Genomic DNA, 20,425 nt, shown 5'->3' on the forward strand with positions numbered 1-20,425 from the left:
GTCAGTCTTCTGTGACCAGCAGTTCACGCGGATAGTCTGTGAGGTATTCGCACCCGGTTTCAGTCACCACGACTGAATCGCCGATGCGACCGGCGGTGACACCGTCAATTGAAATACCCCCGTCCACGGCAAAGGTCATGCCGGGCTGCAGGATCGTGGTATCACCGGCTTTGAGCTCAGGGGCCTCCAGATATGCCACGCCGATGGACCGCCCGGTGCGGTACCCGGTTTCATACCCGCGCGCGGCATAGACGTCATTGGCGGCGGCTGCGACCTGCTGCGCCTCGACACCGGGCCGGATTGCCGCGATTGCCGCCTGCTGCGCCTCGATTGCGGCAAGCTGAACGCGGGCGGCATCGTCACGGACCTCACCAATGTGGAACATGCGGTCAAAGCCCAGTTTGTACTGTTTGAACTGCGCCATATTGCAAAAGCAGAAATAGACCGGATCAGACCGCTCATAGGCTTTCACCGAGGCGCGGCGATGGACCATGGAGGTATCCCTGCCGCTTTGCAGGATCTGCAGATTATGGATCATCGGAGAGACGAACCGGTCCCAGCCTTTATCCGTCAGAAATCCGGCGGCCCGGCGGGTGCCTGCATCAATCACGGCCAGCGCACTTTCATATTCCTGTGCGCCTTCGCGCAGACTGCCGTGGGCGGCTGCCATCATCGCCGCTGCAATCTGACCTGCTTCTTTCATCACCTGGATTTCCAGAGGCGATTTGATCATCCGGATCGCACCAAGCACCGGCGAGATATCCCTGACCGGCACATCGGGGTATGTCTCATCAAGATAATTGCGCACGATCGCCGGGATGCCGGCACGCTCGACCCACAACTCTTCGGGGTGGTTGCCCAGAGCACCGGCCAGCGCCCGGCCCCAAGTCTGCTGCCCGATATCCTCCCAGGTGCGCACGTCCTCGACCCAGGTCATCGCACCAACCATCTCGCTTTCCATCAGAGGCGTGATCACCACAGGTGCGTCATCGGCATACACGACCAGCATCGTCGGTCGCCCAAACTCGATACCCAGATAACCCCAGAAGCCGGCCAGATACGCTATTGAGCTTTCATCTGTGAACACCGCGCGCTGAATACCGGCGGCTTTCATATGCGTCCGGAGGGTTCGGGTTCGGGTTCTGGCTTCGTCGAGCATGATAAAAGTCCGGAGCTGATCTGCGTTGCTCCCAGAAGGCATACCCGGCGAAAAATGTCGAATATAATGTCACCGACCGGGTTTTTCGGCACAGGCTTCGCCGTGCCCTGTGGTCCGGGTACTGCCGGCAGGATGCGCAGCGGCTGCCGGCCTTCTGAAAGCCGGTTTGCTCAGGGCGCACTCTTGAATTCTGACGCTGTGGCTGTCACGGCTGTAACCCACACATTGCAGGGGATTTATCGCACATATGCCACAGGTCTTTTCAGTGATGCGGATCAGCGCGCTGCTTTTCTCCTTATGTCTCTCGGGCAGCCTCGTCGCCGGACCGGTTGAAGATGAAATTGAGAAACTGTCGGCCTCATTCCGGGGTGGCGATGGCGGTCATTCTGCTGATGCGCGGCTCGACAGTGCGGTATTGATCCCTGCGTTTTATGCGGGCCGCGGTCATGCGCCCGCCTGGTACGGAACAACCAGCGGAGATCAGCTTTTTGCGGAACTGAACCGTGGATTAGCCCAGGGTTTCCGGCCGGTCGATTTCAATCTGGCATGGCTTTACGAATTATCCGATGCCGCCCGGTCGGGCAGGCCGGAGGACATCGCGGCATTTGAACTTGTGGCCACCGATGCGGCGATAAAGCTGATCCACCACGTCTTTTTCGGAAAGGTCGACCCTGCGGCCATTGACAGCGACTGGAACTTTTCGAGACCGGTCATCCGGCAGGAGCCGGCAGCCGTTCTGAACGAATTCATCAATGGCGCAGGGTTCAGTGCTCTGATGGCGCGTGTTGATGTCGATGCCCTGCAGTACCGGCAACTGATTGACGCGCTGGAGCAGTACAGAGACATCGCAAACAGCGGCGGATGGCCTTCTGTACCGGATCAGACGGTGCTGAAACCGGGCATGACGGATCCCGCGGTTGCGGTTCTGCGCGCGCGGTTACTGCGCGAGGGGGCGGTACGTGAGGCGGCGGCCATAACGTCAGTCAGCGCCGGGGCCGGCGGGGCTGCCTTTTACGACGCCGGGCTTGTTGAAGCCGTCAAAGCATTTCAGGGGCGGCATGGGCTCGACGCTGACGGGGTGGTCGGGCCGAGGTCATTTTTGTCTCTGAACCGGACGGCCGCCGACCGCGTGAACCAGCTCAGGCTCAGCCTTGAGCGCGCGCGCTGGCTGATGCGGGACCTCGGGGATGAGTTTGTGCTGGTCAATATCGCGGGTGCCCGCACCTATTACGTCACCTCGGACGATACCATCTGGAGCACGCGTTCAGTCACCGGATCGGCTTACCGGAAAACGCCGGTTTTCCGGGATGAAATCCGGTATATGGAATTCAATCCCACCTGGACTGTGCCCGCCTCGATTTTCCGCAATGACAAGCTGCCCCGGATCCGCAAAGACCCGGGATACCTGGCGCGCAACAACTATACTGTGGTGCGCAGCGACGACCGCAGCCCCGTGGATGCCGCCGCGGTGAACTGGGCGGAGGATAATCCCGGCGTGACTCTCGTGCAGCAACCCGGGCCGCAGAATGCACTTGGTCTGGTGAAATTCATGTTTCCCAATGAACATGCCGTCTATCTGCATGATACCAACGAACGCGGCCTTTTTGACCGCAACGAGCGCAATATGAGCTCCGGATGCGTAAGGCTCGAATATCCGTTCGAGTTTGCCAGTCTGCTGATGGAAAGCGATCCTGACTGGAGCCTCGCGCGGATGAATGCCATTCTCGAAAGTGGTAAAACCACGCGGATCGATCTTCGTGAGCCGGTGCCGGTTCTGCTGACATACTGGACGGCGTGGGTCGAGGACGGCAGCGTGCATTTTCGCGAAGATCCTTATGACCGTGACGCCGCCGTTCTGGACGCCCTGAACCGGTAAACCGGATCACGATCTCTCATGGGCAAGAGCCCCGGCCACATCTGAAACCGTTTGTGTGTCAGCAGTCTGTCAGCCGGTCAGAAAACCTCCGGCGCCCGGGCCAGCGGGCCCCAGGTTGCGGGATCATCGAGACCCACGCTCGACCAGGCCTCCTGCAGGACCCGCGATTCCGAAGACCGTGTGCGCGGCAGATCATCCAGTATGTCGAACCAGGGCAGCTTGCTCTCCATGCCGGAATGGACCGATGGCGCAAAGTTTTCCGGCGTGTCGAGGCTGGACGTGTGCATCACCAGATACGCAGTCTCGCGCGGCCGGACCAGCCTGTAGGTCAGGCCGGCACCGCAGTCCGGGCAGAATCCGCGTTGCGCTATAGGCGATGATGCAAAGCAACGGGGTTCAGCATTGGTGAACCGGACGGCAGAGGCGGGAAAAGCCGCCCATGCGTTCACCGCCGACCCGGAGAACTTCTTGCAGCAGTTGCAATGGCAGTATCCGGTGCTGATCGGCGGGGCGGTGATTTCGTACCGGATGGCGCCGCACAGACAGCCGCCCGTGATCAGTGTACCCGCAAGTTCATCATCGCCGAAGTCGAGAAAACCCGCCGTTTTGCCCGGTCCGGAGCGTGTCATGAAAACATGGATCGGCGTGTCTGTCTCTTTGAGGCGTTTGTGTCCGCAGTCTTCCAGCGGGAGATCAACTTTGCCTTTGATCTGGGCCATCACTTCGCCCGAGACAGCGATGCCGCCCGGTTCGGCCATTGCTTCAAGCCGTGCGGCGGTATTGACGCCTTCGCCCAGAAGATCCGCGCCGCGGACCACCACATCACCAAGCGACACGCCGACCCGGAGCACGAAAAAATCGCCCGTATCTGACCGGTGCGCTTCGAGTGCGGCGGCTCTCTGAATACCTGCGGCGCAGTTGACCGCTTCGATGATGCTGGAAAATTCGGCGAGGAAACCGTCACCGGTGGATTTAAAGACCCGGCCCCGGTTGGCTTCGACCTGCATGCCGATCACATCGCGGCTGAAATGCTCCAAGCGTGTCAGTGTTCCGCTTTCGTCGCGTGACACAAGCCCTGCAAAGCCCACGATATCAATGGCGAGGATGGCCGCCAGTCTGCGTTCCATGTGCGGTCCTTTGAGCTGCTGGCCCCCCCTCTGGGGCACCGCATCTCATTAACATGGATCGCGTCATAATTATATTCCGGCGGAGATCTGCACCCCCGCCGGAATGAACCTGATGGTCCGCTTCGTTCAGAACTGCCAGGAGGCGCGCAGTGAAATAGAATCCGCTTCGGCGTCAAAACCGGTGACGCCGGTCAGGTCGTCAAAGTTATGTTTCAGGTATTCGCCGGTCAGGATGAATTGCGGGGTAAGTTTGTAGGACAGGCCAACCCCGTAGAAATCTCCGCCCTCGCTGCCGAACGACGTGTCCACATCCGCGTATCCGAGCGTTCCGAACAGCAGCACGCTGCCGAAGTCATAGCCGCCGCGCAGCTTTGCACGCCAGACGGAATCGACGGTTTCACCGAGGGCCACGCCGGCATCATCCAGATCGACATCGGTCCAGTCATAATCCAGCTCGCCGCCCAGAACCCACCGGCCGAAATCGTAGTTATAGCCGGCATGCAGACCGTATGCGGTATCATCGCCGCCCAGTTCGTTCGCAAGGTTGCTGCCACCTATGTCAAGATTGCCGACCTGGACACCGGCATAAAAACCTGTCCAGTCGCCGCCGGTGCTGATCACCGGGGCGGGGGCGATCGGGGCGGCGACAGGTGCCGGTTCTGTCAGGCTGCCGGCAAACGCGGGAGGGGCCATCACAGCGACCGCAGATGCGATCACCGTCGAATTTTAGTTGATTTCATGCTCATCGTGTCGTCCTCAAAAGATTTTTTTACCTTGCCTCGTTATGCGGCTCGAGGCTGCCCGATGCCAGGACGGACAGTTAATTTCAACCGGAGAATGTGTTTGTCCGGCCACATCTCTTTGCGTGTCGCGCCGCTCTGTTCCGGAAAGTCACCGGACCCGGTGGGGCAGGAACTTCTCTTTGTGCGAACCCAATGCCGGCGGCAATACATCCCGAGCAGGCCCGGGACCTGCTCTGGTGCAGGGGGCCATCGCCAAAGACTGCGCCACTCACTTGCGCGTACCCGGTTGCTGCGCGAAAACTGAACACAAAGATAAAGGCGCACGTTCAATGATCTCCCTCTATGCAGCAATCTGGCGCGTCAGCGGGCGGCGGCAGATCTTACTGATCGTTCTGTCCGTTGCGATTGCGGCGCTGGCGGCAGCCCCCCTTAAATTCCAGCAGGAAATTGTGAACCTGCTGACGGAAGCGTCGTTTGATACGTCAGAGCTTTTCCTGCTGGGCGCCGGGATGATGGGTGTCATCATGCTGAGCCTCGGGCTTAAATGGCTGATGGGTTACCGGTCGCAGCTGCTGGGCGAAGATGTGATCCGCCTGATCCGTAAAAGACTTCTGACCGATGCCGCAGCGAAGCAGAGTATGCACCGCGATATCCTTACCGGCACCCTGTCGACCGCAATATCAAGCGAGGCAGAGGAGCTTGGAAAGTTCACCGGCAGCGCGTTTTCGGAGCCTGTGATGCAGTTTGGCACGCTGATCAGTGTGGTCGGTTTTGTTGCTTCCACACAGCCGGGACTGGGCATCCTTGCACTTGCGATGATCGCGCCTCAGATCGCCATCGTCCTTTTTACGCAGCGCAGAGTGAACATGCTGCTTGCCGGCCGCGTGAGGCTCCTGCGGCGCGCCACCAACAAAATCACGGCCAGCGATATCAGTGCTGTCGAAGCATCGGTGCTGGAAGATTTTGACAGTATTTACGGTGCGCGGCGTTCAATGTTCAGATGGAAACTTTCGACTAAATTTGTCCTCAGTCTGATCAACGCAGCGGGTACGGTTTCCGTGTTCATGCTTGGCGGTCTGTTTATCTTACGGGGACAGACGGATGTCGGCACAGTGGTGGCGGCGACGATGGGGCTCAGCAGGCTGCAGGGTCCGACGACGTTTCTGATTTCGTTCTACCGGCAGGTCAGCGCGAACCGGGTCAAATTTGAGCTTCTGCGCGATATGTCTCTCTATGCAGGCCAGCCGGTCCGTGAGCCGCAGAGCTGACCGGCATCACAGGCCTGATTTTCACAGTGTCGTCAGGGCCATTCATAGGTGACAAGCCGGGATGATCTGCCATCATCTGTCAGAACAAAGAGCCTGTCAGCCCCGGAACTCAGAGCAACACCTTCGGCGTTTTTCAGCAGTTTTGGTTTGTGCTTTTTGCTGCCGGGCAGGTCAAAGCGCCGAACCTCCTGCGTGTCCGGGTTCATCCTGAACAGTGATCTGCCGGTGTCGCTGACGATCAGGATGTCCCCTGTGGTTCCGTCGATCGTCAGCCCCGACAGATCCATCTCGTCGTCGCGCGCGTGCGGAGAGGAAAAGCCTGCGTCGCGCCCGAGGATCCACCACTGAAGAAGCCTGGTAAAGTCCGCACTGATTTCGAGCAGCAGGCGCGGCTCTGTCTCATTTGCGATAAATATGTGGCCGCTGACCGGGTGAACCGCGATGCCTTCGAACCCTTTATTTTTCGGCGCGGCACTAAGGTGCTGCCGGACGGCATCGATACCGGCCAGGTCTCTCATCTCTGCCGTTCTGATCCGCCGGCCACTGGCCGGATCAATGACAGCAACCGATCGTGCTCCCTCCTCAAGAACCAGAAGGACACCGTCGGGCATAACCGCGATGCCTTCGGGATCCCGGACCGGAAAGTCAGGATTGATGCGGTCGACGACACTCCCCTCATCATCCAGGACAAATATGGCACCTGTGTTGTCGCTCACTGCATAAAAGCGGGTGCCGTCGAGGCTCCGGGCGAGGCCGGACGGTTCTGTGAACTGCTCTGAGGCGTCATAGATTTTCTGCGAGTCCATCAGGCGAAGCGCTTCACCGTCAGACGCCCTGGCCCAGGATACGAGGAGGCAAACGAAAAGTACCGGCAGGAAGTGCAGAGCCGCGCCGCGCCGGTACTTTTTATGCATCGGCGGGTGTTGCCGGTCGCTCTTCATTGCGGGTCTCTCTCATCAGCATTGCTCTGCCGGGCTCTGAACCCGCGCCGTCACAACCGAACCACCACCGGGGTGACACCCCTGACGAGATGCGCCAGCGCCGCAGTCAGATCCGGGTTCAGCCTGCATTATTGACATTTCGTTCCTGAAAAGGAACGTGTAACGCACCGGTGAACCCGGTTTATGATACGTCTCTGCCCCGGAAAGTCCCGTGAAATGAAATTGCGCATAGTCCTTTTTTCGGTTTTTGCCTGTGCTGTGCCGATGATCGCACAGGCGCAGATGCTGCCGGGGACGGAGTCGATGGCCATGCCCGCGCAGGTCGATATCACTGCCGGCGGCTGGGGACAGATCCGGGACCTGGATGAGCTCATTACTTTCGGAATGTACGTCCTGACCACCGTAATATTGACCTGGGCAATCGTCTTTCACCCGGTCCGTCAGGCATCGCGACGGACCCTTGATGATCTGCTGATGCCGCGGCTCTTTTTCCTCTACGCGCTGATCGGCATGGCGGTCGGTTTTCTTGTGATACAGCACGGGTACATCATCGGGTTTGTCGTGTTCGGTATCGGCGCATTGCTGAGATTCCGCTCTAACCTGGAAGATCCTGTCGACACGGTGGAGATGATCCTTGTGACTGTGATCGGTCTGGCCATCGGGCTGGACCTGCCGGTTATGGCTATTCTGCTGGCCATCGTGGCCTGGGTGTTCATCTGGATCGGCGGGCGCACGAAAGGTGTTGAGGTGTCGCTGAAAGCAGACAGCGAGCCGGATGTGATGGAGGCATTCCGGCTGCTCAAGGAGGCAACGTCGGGGCCGGGCTGGAAAGTCATTCACCAGAAACATGTCGCAGGCAAAACCGGAATAACTGTGGTTTATCAGGTTTCAGGCAGCCTGTCTGAACAGGAAATTGAGACCCTGCTCACAGATGCTGTCCCTGCGGGGACAGAATGTAAGATCAGGCTCTGAGCGTCTGCGGGCGGGTTGTCGTCACGCCCGTTTAAAGCTCGCCGTCGCGGGGCAGAAGGGCAAAAAACCAGTCTTCGATGCGCTGCATAAAGGACGCGGCCGGCTCCGCGTTCAGCACCACATCGTCGCCGACCCATATCAGCATGTTGTCCGCTGTCAGTTCGAGTCGCCAGGCGTTGGATGTGCCGAGATCCGGCGCGGTGAGATCTCTGATCGCCCTGTTCACGCGGCGGTCCCGCACAATCAGCCCCACCTCGGTATTGAGACGCAGCGACCTGGGGTCGATGTTGGCGCTCCCGATCATGACGGTATCGGTGTCGATGATCAGATATTTCGCGTGCAGCGCCAGCCGTTTGTCTTCCACCGGCGCGGTGATATAGCGTTTACGGCTCGGGGCGTCGGCGCGCAGTTCATGCAGGCTGACACCTGAGGACATCAGTGCACGGATGTGCTCGCGATACGCACTGTGACCCGCGAGATGATTGTTGGACCGGACAGAATTTGTCAGGATCGTCACTGTCACGCCGCGCTCAACCGCAGTTTTCAGTGCATCCGTGACCGTCGGGGACGGGATCAGACGGGCCGTCATGATAGTGATGTCGCGCCGTGCGCCTGCAATAAGCTGCAGGATGCGGTTTGCCACCTGAACGGGCCGGTCCGACGGTGCCGCCGCACTCTCAGCGGGCGGTGTATCTGCGATAAGCTCTGCCCGCCCGGTACAGGAGCTGCGCAGAGCGCGTCGCCATGCGAAAGCTCGCTCCTGCTCTGTCTCAGCAGGGAAAAGGGAGCGCGAAACCTGCCACGGAGCGTCGCTTTCATGGGATGTGGGGGCCACCCTGGCCTGCGCAATCCTGTCCACCAGGAACGACCAGTTATCGTTTCAGCAGGCGTCGAAAACCTGAGATGATTTCCGGGCGACCGGTCCGCCGACCAGCAATTCCATATCCCGGAAATTACCGCCGCCGCTAAGGCCGAAGTATTCATCGGCGATGTTACGTCCGCCGATAATGGCAACCTGATTGTCGACCATCATGGTCTTGTTGTGCATGCCGTGGTCAACACGGCTGAATTCGCCGAGGTTCAGGATCTGCCAGTCGCCTGCCCGGATTTCTTCAATCTCAGCTCAGACGCCGGTCTGCGCGGGTGCGCGGCTGGTTTCATCGGCAATCTCTACGGGTTGCAGTGCGGAGCAACCCAGGAGCAGTGACAGCGACAGAAGCCCCGCAAGCGCGCGCACAGCTCTGACCGTCGCCAGGGCCGTTGCGATCCGACCGCTGGTCGCGGGCAGGGTGGGCGTTCGGATCACTCGATGCCAAAGATAACGTTGTATTCCACCAAAGCATTACTGCGGTTGATGACCTCAACCACGTGATCACCACTCTGCCAGAGCTGGCCGCGATACTCCTGGCCGGCGTTCATGAGCCCGAGCAGTTCGGAGCCGTCCGGATTGCGGATGACATAGTCAAGCGTGCCGTTCCGGGGGGCCACGCGCACAAAAAGATACTGCTCGTTTGCAGCGCCGAGAACATATTGCCGCGTGGCGCCGGGAGCGAGTGTCCCGGTCAGTTCCGCGCCGGTTGTGCCGGCGTCAAAGGCAACCCGCTGTGTTTGTGTCGCGCCGTCAGCCCCGGCCATCGCGCCGCCGCCGTCATCCATGGCCTCCACCGCCGCAAAATCACCGATCGCACCATCGCTGTAAGCGATGCACCGCCAGAGCGTTCCGCCCGCATCCCGCAGCATTACGAGCGTGCCGGCCTCGGAAAACTCGGAACTCTCAATCGTGCCGGACTGCCCGTCAGGCCCTCCGACGCCGCGCAGGTGGTCAATACATGCATCGTCTGCATCGGACATTGCAGCAGCGGATGTGCCGGTAATAACTGCGGACAGTGAAATGATAGTTATTAGAGTTTTCATGTGCTTTTTCCTTCGCTTCCCGTCGGAAAACTACCGCATTGAAGTCGCGCCTACAATTTCCAAAAGCAACACCCTAACCAGCCGCTGTTAAAGAACAATATGTTCCGGACAAAGCGTGACAGGACCGAAAAAATCTGTTTCTGTTACTGTGCCGGTCTTAAGGAGACAGTAAATGCAATTCGATCTCGCTCACGCACTCGTATCCGCGATCATTATTCTCGGGGTTATCTTTGCACTGCGCAAATTCGGATACGAGCATGAAAAAGGCAAATGGAGCTGGCCGATATTTTTCGGTGTGTTCGTCGCCATGGCGATCCTGAATCTGATATGGCCATACGGCAGCTGACGGGATGAAGACGGCGCCGCTTTCATGACAAACGCCGCGCCGCCGGGTTTGCGTTTCAGCAGTCTCCTGCAGGCAGCATATTGATCGACGAATAGCGTCCGTCCGAAGTCGTGATCTCGGCGCAGGCACCGGTGCTGCGATTGAACCAGTAGGACGTCAGTCCTTCGGACCGGATGAGCTCATACCCGAGGTTCTGAATACCCATTTCGGCCTGGCCTGCTTTGGCGCCCTCGAAGGCTGACAGATCGGAACTGCTGCCCACTGCGGGCGTGCCTGCTGATCCTGTGTCCTCGACACATCCGGCCAGCGGAAGAGCAATGACGGTTGCAGCAAAAATGATTTTTTTCATGAGTTTTCCTTTTGGTTCTTTCTTTCACGGGCAGCGCACCAGATGATGAAACAGTTTACAGAACAAAGGCCCGCACCAGTTAAAGAGAATGAGCACCGGTGAGTAAAGAATTTTCAGGAAATATGAGCAGGCCCCGGATCGTATCCGAAGGGCATCAGATCCTTGTCTGAGTCCCTGCAGAATGACGCCGGCAGCACCGGTGGGAGGCTCTTGTGGCTTGATATCGCGCGAACAGCGGCGCTGCTCGGGATGGTCGTTTTTCATTTTTTCCACGATCTGGAGATCTTCGGGATACTGCCGCGCGGCACCACAGTCACAGGGGGATGGGACGTTTTTTCCAGCCTCGTTGCCGGATCATTCCTTTTTATCGCCGGGATCAGCTTCCGGCTCGCGCATGGCGGTGGCGTAAGGTGGCGCAGCTTTCTGCGACGGTTCGTGGTTCTGTGCCTTGCCGCAGCGCTGGTGTCGCTAGCGACCTTTGTTGTGTTTCCTGAAAACTTCATCAGGTTCGGCATTCTGCACTGCATCGCTTTGTCGGGCGTGCTGGGGCTTTTGTGTCTGCGGCTGCCTGCTGTGGTCAACGCCGGTCTTGCCATCGTCTTTATGATGGCGCCGGACCATCTGCGCTCCGATCTTTTTAATGCGGATCTTCTGCTCTGGACAGGCCTTGCGACGGCGACCCCGCCGGCACTCGATTATATTCCCGTGTTGCCCTGGTCGGGCTTGTTTCTGGCAGGGCTGGCAGCCGCGCAGATGCTGCGACCGGGCAGACACCGGCCAGGTGTCGCGCTTTCTGCACCATATGCGAAAGGGGCGGCTTTTCTTGCCTGGCCGGGCCGGCACAGCCTGACCATTTACCTGTTGCATCAACCGATCCTGCTGGGTCTAATCTGGACAGGTGTGACGCTGGTGTCCTGAACCGGGACTGTCCGCAGGTGTTGCCGCCTGAACTGGAAAGTGAGGACCAAATGAGATTTCTGACCGCAATACTGGTGATCGTGATGAGCACCTCTCTGGCTGCCGCGCAGGATTTTACCGCCCGCTCCGGAGGCCCGTCTGAGAACGAGATGATGGTGCGCAATGTCGGTGATGCACCCGATGGCATGGCCTTTTTCCGTCCGGTTCTGAGCGGTGTGCTCTATCGCGGCGGCTTCTCGGGCGGGGACAAGGCCCGGACGGGGCTTGGTTCATCGCAGCGCCAGGAGCTGTGCGAGGACGGATTTTCCCAGGCATTCTATGCTGATTTCGGCAAAAACACCGACTACTCCGCCGCATCCTGTGCAAAGGGGCAGATGAGCTATGCTGCGGCCCGTTCATCACGACCGGCCAGCGTGATGAAGGCGGTGCATGATGTGATCAAAGCGCCCGGAAAAGGGCCGGTGCTGGTGCACTGCATGTGGGGTGTACATTCTTCGGGTGCGCTTTCGGCCATGGCGCTGGTGCAGTTCTGCGGCTGGTCTGAGGACCGCGCCAAAGCCTACTGGAACGAGGCGCGCAACGGGGCCCCCTGTTCAGGTGGTTGTGACAAGTGGATCGATGGCAAGTTTGAGCGCTTTAAGGTGGATGCTTCACTGAATATCTCCGCTGCCGAACAACAGGCGATCTGCCCCAGATGAGTGTTCCGGGACCGCGCCGCATCCGATCCGTACTCAGTTCCGCGGCTCTTGTCATTGCGTCTTTGCAGGTCGCTCAGGCCGGCGATCAGGTGCAGGGCGATGAGACCCGCTTTGAGACGCCTGCCGGCACGATTGAGCGCTGCGTGAAAATTGCGCCTGTCCCGCAGGGGACGTATTCAAAAAGTGACCGCAAGACCGAAAGCGACTATTGCAGCATCGATTTTTATGCCCCTGCGGTTGCTCTGTGTCCCAAGACCTGGAGCACCAGCCCCGGCATGATGATCTATGATGTCGCATCGGGCCCCTATGCCAGTGATCGTGCCGCGTTTGAACGCAACGCCTGCAAGGAGGGTAAATCCGCCAGAAACCTCGCCGGAGATACGCTTGCAAAATACAAGGTCACGATGAATCAGAGCGGCACGAGCGGTACGTTTTCGCCGTCGCCACTGCTCTATTATCACTTCTCGCGCTACTTCGGCACGGAGGTGCTGGTGCCGGTGGCGGTCTGGCGCACGATGGACAGCACGCTGCACGCCGCCGAAGTTGCACGCCCCGGGCTTGCGATCTCAGGGCATAACCGATCTGCGCGGATGAACCATGAGGGCTGGCGCTATCTGGTCGCGGCCGACGAAAAACCTCAAAGCTATACGCCCGTTGATGATCTTTTTACAGCGGACAGGACACAGATTTACGGTGTGCTGCTCAACAGCCCCGGCCACCGTTATGGCTCGGAGATTAACGGCACCCGGAAATCCGGATGGGGCAAGGGCCAGAACAACGATTTTCAGAAAACACCGGCCTTTCTCGCTTTGCGCTCGCCGGCGCCGCTGCCTCAGGCCATTGCCGATGGTCTGTCTGAGGGCCGCAAAGATCCGCAGATAAGCAAAGATCTCGGTCCGGACGTGACGCCCGCGCAGATGGCGTTCTGGATGCGCGAGATATCCGAAATCGTCCTGCTGGATTTCATCTTCAGTCAGCAGGACCGTGTCGGCAACATTGATTTTACACCCTATTATTACTGGGTCGAAGGCGACGATCTGAAACATAAAAAGGCAAAACATCACGAACCGGGCGACGGGTCGGTGCCGCAGGCGGCCATCCTGCTGCGACGCACCAACCTGAACGACAATGATGCCGGCGGACGGGTGCAATATGCGAATTTCGCCAAGAGCACGAAGATGCTGGAAAAGTTCCGGCATTTCGATGCAGGGGTTTATCGCCGTCTGATGGCGCTGAACACCGATCTGGCGGCACAGGGGCCGGTCTATCAGTGGACGGAGAACAGCTTCGGGCTTACCGACCGTCAGGTGCAGCAGGTCGTGAAAAACACCCAACTGGCGACGGATATTCTGCGCGCCACATGTGACAGGGGAGAGCTGATTTTTGACCTTGATCCGCGCATGTTTCTCGCAAAGGGTTCGGTGACCCCGCAAGAGGTGTCCTGTGACGGCAATTAGAACTGCTCTTATCGCCGCACTGCTGTTTCTGTTCAGTATTGTCCCGGCTCTGGCCGACGGGCTTCGTGTCGCGGTCATCTCGGATCTGAACGGATCTTACGGGTCCGTGGTATATAACCCCCGTGTCAGCGCGGCAGTTGAGCGGATCATTGCGCTTGAGCCCGATCTCGTACTGTTGACCGGTGATATGGTGGCAGGGCAGCGCCGGCCGCATCTGAGTGAGGCAGAGGTTCGCGCGATGTGGCGCGCGTTTCACGGAGTCGTCAGCGTCCCGCTGGCACGTGCGGGCATTCCTCTTGCCGTAACGCCGGGCAATCACGATGCATCAGGATATTCCGGGTTTGAGCAGGAACGCCGCATCTATGCAGACGAGTGGCGGAACCGGGTTCCTGAGGTTCAGTTTGTGCCCGGCGGCGCGTATCCGTTTCACTATGCCTTCAACATGGCCGGTGTGCAGTTCATATCGCTGGACGCAACGGTGGTCGGAAGTCTTGACCCTGCGCAGCGGGCATGGCTCGGCGCGCTCGGGACAGACGATATCTCAGCCCGCATTGTCTTCAGCCATCTGCCGCTGTGGCCCTTTGCACAGGGTCGGGAAACGCAGATTATCGGCGATGCTGCCGTGGCGCGGTTTTTTCAGGACCAGCAGATTGATCTGCATCTGTCAGGGCACCATCACGCATTCTACCCGGGATCAGAAGGCGGGGTCGCCTATGTCTCGCAGGCCTGCCTCGGTTCAGGGCCGCGCGCGCTGATCGGAGAAAGCGCAAAGTCATCGCCGGGATTCACGCTGATCGACATCTCCGCAACGGGAAACATCCAGGTGTCAGCATTCGAGGGCCGTGCGTTTGACGCGCCGGTCGATTTCACGACGCTGCCGCGCCGGATCAGCTCGCCCGACGCGGTGCTGACACGGCTTGACCTCGCGCCGACCCAAAAGGTGAGTGTGTCCGGAAGGTAAGACGTCAGTGGCTGTCCTGAACAGGCACAGGGTCGGTGTTGTGTGCCGGTTTCGGTCGATAGTCTGCGCAGACAAGCCCTCCCCTGAGTCCGACGGACGCCGGCAGATCGCAGCGCACCGGGGCAGGCTTGTCAAACTGATGGGCGATGGCAGCCTTGTGGAGTTCGCTTCGGTGATCGACGCAGTGCAATGCGCCATCGATGTCCAGGAGGCTCTTGCCGGGGAAGCGTCAGACATCATCCTGCGCATCGGCATACACCTGGGCGATGTGATCATTGAGGGTGAGGATGTTTACGGCACCGGCGTGAACATCGCAGCGCGGCTTGAAGGCTGTGCGTATCCGGGCGGTATCTGTATTTCTTCCCTCGTTTTCGAGAGCCTGAGCGCGTAGTTAAAGCAGAGCTTTTCAGATGCCGGTGCACAGCATCTCAAGAACATCGCGCAGCCGGTTCATGCCTTTGAGTGGTCGCCGGAGGGCGCGGCCAGGGCACCGTCTGCGGTTACGCCTGCCGCACAGCCTGCGCAGGAGAAGCCTTCTGTCGCCGTCCTGCCCTTTACCAATATGAGTGGGGATCCCGACCAGCAGTTTTTAAGCGACGGGATCGCCGAGGATATCATCACCGGCCTTTCCCGGTTCAGGACGCTGTTTGTGACGGGGCGCAATTCTTCGTTCCGGTTCCGGCAGCCGGATCTGACCGAGCAGGAGATCGCCTCGCGGCCAGGCGTGCAGTATCTGGTTGAAGGCAGCGTGCGCCGCGCCGGGAACAGAATTCGGGTCTCCGTACAGCTCATCGCGGCAGACACCGGCAAACATATCTGGGCCGATCGCTATGACCGCGATTTCGAGGACCTCTGTGCCGTTCAGGACGAAGTGACCCGGAGCATCATCGCGGTGCTGCCGGGACGCGTGCAGCACGACGTGGCCGACAGGCTCAGCCGGAAACCGACCGCGTGCATGAAGGCCTGTGAACTGCTGCTGAAAGGCAAAGCCCTGCGCGACGGGCTGAATGCCGCAGACAATGCCTCTGCGCGGACGTATTTTGCAAAAGCACTGCAGCTCGATCCGGATTATGCGCGCGTTTACATGTACCTGGCCGATACATACGTTGTCGATCTGTGGCTGGGTCTGGCGGACCCGGATGCGCCCGCACATGCGCTGGAGATTGCGCGGAAGGGGGCAGCGCCGGACAACAGGGATGTCAATATTCAGGATCAGCCCGGCTATGCTTACCTCTGCGCCGGTCAGTGGGATCAGGCGGATGCACAGTTCAGCAAAACTCTCCCGATGATCGTGAATGAGGCGGACTCCATGGCCTGGTGCGGTTACGGGTTTCTGTTGCTCGGTCAGCACGCCCGGGCCGGAAAGATCGTTGCTGAAGCGATGCGGCTTGATCCGCTGCACCCGCCGGCACCGGACCGGATCATGGGGCAGCTCCGGTTTTTCAGCGGCGATTATGACGCCGCCCTCGGTCATTTGATCGGGGAGGCGCGCCTGAACTCGCTGGCCGACGCGTTTCTGACCGCGGCCTGTGCACATGCCCGGCCCAGAAAAGAGGCAAAAGACGCTCTGCGTGCTTTCATCACTCATCGCCGCCAGGAACTTGCAGGCCGCGGGATAGCCGCCGTGGATGAGACTTTTGCAACGATGGCCTCAGGCTTCGGTACGATGTGGCGGCGCAGGTCTGACTGGCAGATGCCTGCGTCGGGGCTGCGTAAAGCCGGAATGACGGATTGAACCAGTGCGGGGGAGCGGCAGAAACACGGCGGACTGCCGGTTTCCAAATCCCCTTGCCGCTTTAGATTAAAGAGTTCTGGAACGAGCCCCCTGTGCCGCGTCGTTACGAAGATATCTATCCGTCGATGCCCCTTATGGACAGCGACGCGCAGGAGCATGTGTCCGCGGCGGCGCCGATGTTTGTGCGGTGTTTTCAGGCCCCGCCGGATGAGATGCCCGAAGATATATTTGCCGAACATCACCTGCTGCTTGATCTGCAGGAGCGTGCGCACCGGGTGCAGAACAGGCGCGACGGCGAACTGCATGATCTCATCTTTCACAAGGATAAAATCGTTGTCACACCGGCCGGCATGCGATCAGGCTGGCGCCGGTTCGATACATCGGATGTCATCGTTGTTACGCCTGATCCGGTGAAAGTTGAGAAATTCGCCCGGTCGGAACTTGGCATTCTGCCTGACCCGCAACGGTTCCGGGATTTTCCCGTGTTTCATGAACCGGAGCTTTGCGCGGCCGGCGTAATGCTGCGCGACGCGCTGGAAGATGATGATATGACCTCCGGTGCGATGTTTGAGGCCATGAGCCGTACCGTGACCTTTGAAAACGAAGGTGCAGAGCTGACCGGCACGCTCTATCTTCCCGAGGGCCACGATGGTTCCGCTCTGCCGGCTGTTGTGGTGACCGGCGCATGGACCTCTGTCGAAGAACAGATGCCCGCGGTTTATGCCCGCGAGATGGTGGAGCGCGGCTTTGCTGCCGTTACCTTTGACTTTAGCGGATGAGGTAAATCCGGGGATCTGCCGGATCGTGTCCGCTGTGGTGAAAGCCCGGCGGCCAAAACCGCGGACATCCGGGCGGCTTTTGAGTTTGTCGCGACCCTTTCCGAAGTGGACCCGGCGCAGATCCGCGGGCTCGGCAACTTCGCCTCTGCGGGGTACATCGTTGACGCCGTCGCCGGAAACGATCTGGTGCAGCGCACTGGCCTCGTCGCCCCCTGGCTGCAGGATGCAGAAATCTTTGAGGCGGTCTGTGGGGCCGGGAGGGCGAGGAGAGCCTGATTTATCTCTCCCGCGCGGCAGAAGCCGCAGGCGGTGAGATCATCCCCGCCGCGGGACCTTAGGGAGCCTCCGGCGTACCGATGCCCAAAGGCGGCTACTATCACGAGCCCGCCCTCGTTGTCGGTACCCCGTCCGCGGCGGGCCACCCGGAAGAGTCGAGGATCATCACGCTCGTCTCATCAATCCCGCTTGCTGTTGACCGCGCAGCCTATGATCTGGCTGAGGCGGCCTTCGTGCCGCAGGTCGTGATCAAATACACATCTCTCCGGGACGGTGCGCCGGCGACTATGAAACCGGCGGCGCTGATGGAGGCCTGGGGTGGCATCATTCCGGGATTTGATGCGACATGGTATGAGCTGGGCGACGTTACTGTCACCATCGACGGCGACACCGCCACTGCAAGTGCCTTTGTGGATAGTCGCCACTGGATCGGAGACAGGCTGTGGCGGCCTGTCGGCACCTATATCCGGGATCTTACGATGATCGGATCGGGCTGGCGCGTCACTCGTATGGAGTTCGATATGACAGGCGAAACCGGGGACCGTGCTCCTGCCGCCGAGGCCATGGAACGCGCCAGATAAACGCCTTGATCGCACGCACGCCTGCTTTCGAGAAGAGTGCAGGCTCCGTGGTGTCTGCCGGCTCTGGCCGGAAACGCAACTGATCCTGCCGCACTCGGGCTTTCTGTTCGGGCGATCCTAAAATCGCTGCCCGACGCTGATGTAAAGAAGCTGTTCGCCCCGTTCGTTCGTGGCGAGGTCAATTGCATAATCCAGCGGAAAGGTTTTGGACAGACGGATGCGCAGACCAACACCGGCGGCGGCTCTGAAGTCTCCGCCGGCAGCATCGCCGAGATCATCGCCGACGGAACCGGCTCCGGCAAAGCCAACGAGGCCTATCCGGCCCGTCAGCCGCCCGCGGTATTCAGCCTGAAAAGAGATCAGCGCGTCATCCAGGAACTCCGTCGAGACGTAGCCCCGGAAATTATCCGTGGTCCCCAGAGAACAGCTGTCAAAAAACGGGGCACCGTCGCTGGTCTGGCAGGCGACCGCACGCGCCGCAACCACGCTCGCCGACCCCCAGGACCAGTACCGGGTCCCTGAAACAATCGCTTTCGTATAGGCATCGCGCCCAAGGTCGATGAACATGCCCCGGGTGATCGTGCCGGTGATCTTCGACCCGGTGGTGGGGTAGATCGTATCGTCGCGGGTGTCGTATTCCCCGAACCCGCTGACCCGTGCGATATCAAGGCTGGCATCTGCCGTTGAAACCGAGGACAGAATGGCCCCTGCCCCTGGGTTCAGTCTGTATTCTCCGTATGCGACTGTTCCGCCGAAGCGGTAGTTTTTGACGGGGCTGTAAGCGAGTTCAAAGCTGACGCCGCTGATTGTCTGGCTGACCGGCACCGGGGTTCCGAAGGGGTAGAGATCAAAGTTCAGATCGGCGTCCGCCACCACGAGTTTCGCCAGCCAGCGGTCATCGTCCCAGGACAGATTCAGCCCGAAGCCATATCCCTCACTGCCGTTGGAGGACCGGAACCCACCGAAGGCCAGGGTGGAGGCATCTGATAAGCGGTCATTTTTGAAAAGATAGGCACCGCCGAGGGCCAGGCCGGTTCCCAGCGACGGGTTATCGAAGGGCACGGGAGCGACGATGAATGAGCCTGACCGGAAACCCACGCCTTCGCGTTGCGTGCTGCTCATGACATCTGCGGGCTGATCGAAAGGCTTGTTCTGCGCCTGTGAGGCCGAAGGTGAGACGAGTACAAGGAAGCCGGCGAGCAGGGCGGTTGTTGTGCGCGCGCCCGTACCAGCGGACTTTGCTACAGGCGCCGGCAGATTTATTTTCATCCCTTTCCTCCTTTTCTGTCGCGCCCTGACGCATCGGGCAGCGTGCCGGAAAACACATACCGCTTTGTTATCGCGGCGCCTGAATTTTTCACGCATCGCCTGTGGCCTGTGTCGACCTGCTTCTCTCCGGAGTTCTCCTGACTGCGGGTCTCCTGTGATTCAGACCACGCTGCTCATTCAGAAGCGGTACGTCGCGCCGAAGACAGGTCCGGATTGTGAAAAGCTGAAATTCTGCGTGCCGGTGTCGTGATCGATGTCGAGATAGCGGTATCCGCCGACAAGACTCCAGCTGTCGGTAATCGCGTATTGCGCAGTGATCAGCGCCTGCCATGAAGTGCTGTTGCTTCGAAAACCGCCATAATCGAGGAACGAGACAACGGTCCACTGGTCTGACAGCTGGTAAGAAAACCGGGCCGCAACGACCGGATCAGTCCAGCTGTTGTCGACCTGTGCTGAGCGCCCCGCAAGAGCACCGGGCAGCAGGGTAAGGGTGGTATCTGTTTCAAACCACCGGAGGCCGGCGCCGAGATCAAGAGACATTCCTGAATCTTCATAGGTGCGATACAGCGCATAAGCGTTCAAAACTGTGGTCCGGATATCTGCATCAAGGCCGCTGAAATTAGTGCCGGGCGTGGTTTGCGAAAACGCAAGGGTTGTGGTGGCAATATCAGTGATCAGGCTCCAGCGATCATAGCGTGCTTCCACAGATCCCATGAAAGCAAAGTCGAGATTTTCCAGGGCATCACTGAAACTCAGCGTAGCGCCGATTGAGCCTGCCGGCGTGGTAATCGTCGTGCTTGTTTCGGCGCCCCAGAGATAGAACGTTCCTGAGAACTGCCAGGCATCCTCAGCATGGGTTATAGCGGGTGTCATGGTAAGCATGCCTGAGGTGCACAGGGCTGCTGTCAGGGTCTTGGGTGTCATCTGTCTGTTCCGTAGTTAAGTGCCGGGAGTTTCGGCTATGGCGCACAGGCGGCGAAGGCGGAATTGCATTACGTTATTCTAATACTATTCTGACCGAAGAACCATACGTACCTGAATGCCGTGGCACTGCTC

General features: G+C 59.5%; 23 protein-coding genes. 12 read left to right on the plus strand and 11 right to left on the minus strand.

Features of this window, described 5'->3' with window-relative positions; genetic code table 11:
• Nucleotide 1: 1 nt before the first annotated feature.
• Nucleotides 2-1,159 carry a M24 family metallopeptidase gene (locus tag G3256_RS03585; RefSeq protein ID WP_169639525.1) on the minus strand — a complete coding sequence of 386 codons (1,158 nt, stop codon included), beginning with the start codon at nt 1,157-1,159 and terminating at the stop codon, nt 2-4.
• A 247-nt stretch (nt 1,160-1,406) separates the two neighbouring features.
• Between G3256_RS03585 and G3256_RS03590 the strand changes: the two genes are divergently transcribed.
• Nucleotides 1,407-3,035 carry a L,D-transpeptidase family protein gene (locus G3256_RS03590; protein WP_246227757.1) on the plus strand — a complete coding sequence of 543 codons (1,629 nt, stop codon included), beginning with the start codon at nt 1,407-1,409 and terminating at the stop codon, nt 3,033-3,035.
• A 77-nt stretch (nt 3,036-3,112) separates the two neighbouring features.
• On the opposite strand, the gene G3256_RS03595 is transcribed toward G3256_RS03590, so the two are convergent.
• Nucleotides 3,113-4,162: a GFA family protein gene (locus G3256_RS03595; protein WP_169639526.1), complete on the minus strand. Its 1,050-nt coding sequence runs from the start codon at nt 4,160-4,162 to the stop codon at nt 3,113-3,115.
• 126 nt (nt 4,163-4,288) lie between these two features.
• Nucleotides 4,289-4,855 (minus strand): outer membrane protein, encoded by a 567-nt coding sequence (locus tag G3256_RS03600; RefSeq protein ID WP_169639527.1) that lies wholly within the window; start codon nt 4,853-4,855, stop codon nt 4,289-4,291.
• A 379-nt stretch (nt 4,856-5,234) separates the two neighbouring features.
• On the opposite strand from G3256_RS03600, the gene G3256_RS03605 reads away from it, so the two are divergent.
• Nucleotides 5,235-6,173, plus strand: coding sequence for an ABC transporter ATP-binding protein (locus tag G3256_RS03605; protein WP_169639528.1), 939 nt, complete (start codon nt 5,235-5,237; stop codon nt 6,171-6,173).
• Nucleotides 6,174-6,205: 32 nt separating this feature from the next.
• Here the strand turns inward: G3256_RS03605 and G3256_RS03610 are convergent, their stop codons facing one another.
• Entirely contained in the window at nt 6,206-7,114 is a 909-nt protein-coding gene (locus G3256_RS03610; RefSeq protein ID WP_169639529.1) for an SdiA-regulated domain-containing protein, read from the minus strand.
• A 216-nt stretch (nt 7,115-7,330) separates the two neighbouring features.
• Here G3256_RS03610 and G3256_RS03615 point away from each other — a divergent pair, with 216 nt between their 5' ends.
• Nucleotides 7,331-8,086 carry a hypothetical protein gene (locus tag G3256_RS03615; protein WP_169639530.1) on the plus strand — a complete coding sequence of 252 codons (756 nt, stop codon included), beginning with the start codon at nt 7,331-7,333 and terminating at the stop codon, nt 8,084-8,086.
• 31 nt (nt 8,087-8,117) lie between these two features.
• On the opposite strand, the gene G3256_RS03620 is transcribed toward G3256_RS03615, so the two are convergent.
• The 4 genes from G3256_RS03620 to G3256_RS03635 form a co-directional block, all read right to left on the minus strand.
• Entirely contained in the window at nt 8,118-8,921 is an 804-nt protein-coding gene (locus G3256_RS03620; protein ID WP_206040788.1) for a phospholipase D-like domain-containing protein, read from the minus strand.
• 45 nt (nt 8,922-8,966) lie between these two features.
• Nucleotides 8,967-9,134 carry a phospholipase D-like domain-containing protein gene (locus tag G3256_RS03625; RefSeq protein WP_169639532.1) on the minus strand — a complete coding sequence of 56 codons (168 nt, stop codon included), beginning with the start codon at nt 9,132-9,134 and terminating at the stop codon, nt 8,967-8,969.
• Nucleotides 9,135-9,209: 75 nt separating this feature from the next.
• Nucleotides 9,210-9,392 carry a hypothetical protein gene (locus tag G3256_RS03630; protein ID WP_169639533.1) on the minus strand — a complete coding sequence of 61 codons (183 nt, stop codon included), beginning with the start codon at nt 9,390-9,392 and terminating at the stop codon, nt 9,210-9,212.
• On the minus strand, nt 9,389-10,000 hold the full coding sequence (locus tag G3256_RS03635; RefSeq protein WP_169639534.1) for a hypothetical protein: 612 nt from the start codon (nt 9,998-10,000) through the stop codon (nt 9,389-9,391). Before G3256_RS03635 ends, G3256_RS03630 begins: the two co-directional genes overlap by 4 nt.
• A gap of 172 nt (nt 10,001-10,172) precedes the next feature.
• Here G3256_RS03635 and G3256_RS03640 point away from each other — a divergent pair, with 172 nt between their 5' ends.
• Nucleotides 10,173-10,346, plus strand: a complete 174-nt coding sequence (locus G3256_RS03640; RefSeq protein WP_169639535.1) for a hypothetical protein — start codon at nt 10,173-10,175, stop codon at nt 10,344-10,346.
• 55 nt (nt 10,347-10,401) lie between these two features.
• Here G3256_RS03640 and G3256_RS03645 read toward each other — a convergent pair whose 3' ends face one another.
• Complete coding sequence (locus G3256_RS03645) at nt 10,402-10,695, minus strand: hypothetical protein (protein WP_169639536.1); 294 nt, start codon at nt 10,693-10,695, stop codon at nt 10,402-10,404.
• Nucleotides 10,696-10,857: 162 nt separating this feature from the next.
• Here G3256_RS03645 and G3256_RS03650 point away from each other — a divergent pair, with 162 nt between their 5' ends.
• From G3256_RS03650 to G3256_RS03685, 8 genes are all read left to right on the plus strand, one after another.
• The gene (locus G3256_RS03650) at nt 10,858-11,613 is read left to right on the plus strand and encodes a heparan-alpha-glucosaminide N-acetyltransferase (protein ID WP_246227759.1); all 756 of its coding nucleotides are present in this window, start codon (nt 10,858-10,860) and stop codon (nt 11,611-11,613) included.
• A gap of 50 nt (nt 11,614-11,663) precedes the next feature.
• Nucleotides 11,664-12,311, plus strand: a complete 648-nt coding sequence (locus G3256_RS03655) for a protein-tyrosine phosphatase family protein (RefSeq protein WP_169639537.1) — start codon at nt 11,664-11,666, stop codon at nt 12,309-12,311.
• Nucleotides 12,308-13,768, plus strand: coding sequence for a hypothetical protein (locus tag G3256_RS03660; protein WP_169639538.1), 1,461 nt, complete (start codon nt 12,308-12,310; stop codon nt 13,766-13,768). Before G3256_RS03655 ends, G3256_RS03660 begins: the two co-directional genes overlap by 4 nt.
• Nucleotides 13,755-14,729, plus strand: a complete 975-nt coding sequence (locus G3256_RS03665; protein ID WP_169639539.1) for a metallophosphoesterase family protein — start codon at nt 13,755-13,757, stop codon at nt 14,727-14,729. Before G3256_RS03660 ends, G3256_RS03665 begins: the two co-directional genes overlap by 14 nt.
• Nucleotides 14,730-14,868: 139 nt before the next feature.
• Nucleotides 14,869-15,120 carry an adenylate/guanylate cyclase domain-containing protein gene (locus G3256_RS03670; protein ID WP_169639540.1) on the plus strand — a complete coding sequence of 84 codons (252 nt, stop codon included), beginning with the start codon at nt 14,869-14,871 and terminating at the stop codon, nt 15,118-15,120.
• Between the two features lie 171 nt (nt 15,121-15,291).
• Nucleotides 15,292-16,464, plus strand: a complete 1,173-nt coding sequence (locus G3256_RS03675; protein WP_169639541.1) for a tetratricopeptide repeat protein — start codon at nt 15,292-15,294, stop codon at nt 16,462-16,464.
• Between the two features lie 92 nt (nt 16,465-16,556).
• Complete coding sequence (locus G3256_RS19190; protein WP_246227761.1) at nt 16,557-17,243, plus strand: alpha/beta hydrolase family protein; 687 nt, start codon at nt 16,557-16,559, stop codon at nt 17,241-17,243.
• Nucleotides 17,244-17,599: 356 nt separating this feature from the next.
• Entirely contained in the window at nt 17,600-18,100 is a 501-nt protein-coding gene (locus G3256_RS03685) for a nuclear transport factor 2 family protein (RefSeq protein WP_169639542.1), read from the plus strand.
• A 117-nt stretch (nt 18,101-18,217) separates the two neighbouring features.
• On the opposite strand, the gene G3256_RS03690 is transcribed toward G3256_RS03685, so the two are convergent.
• Nucleotides 18,218-19,369 carry a BamA/TamA family outer membrane protein gene (locus G3256_RS03690; RefSeq protein ID WP_169639543.1) on the minus strand — a complete coding sequence of 384 codons (1,152 nt, stop codon included), beginning with the start codon at nt 19,367-19,369 and terminating at the stop codon, nt 18,218-18,220.
• Between the two features lie 177 nt (nt 19,370-19,546).
• Entirely contained in the window at nt 19,547-20,293 is a 747-nt protein-coding gene (locus G3256_RS03695; RefSeq protein WP_246227763.1) for an outer membrane protein, read from the minus strand.
• Between the last annotated feature and the right edge of the window lie 132 nt (nt 20,294-20,425).

Source organism: Roseobacter ponti, from assembly GCF_012932215.1.
GTDB lineage: Bacteria > Pseudomonadota > Alphaproteobacteria > Rhodobacterales > Rhodobacteraceae > Roseobacter > Roseobacter ponti.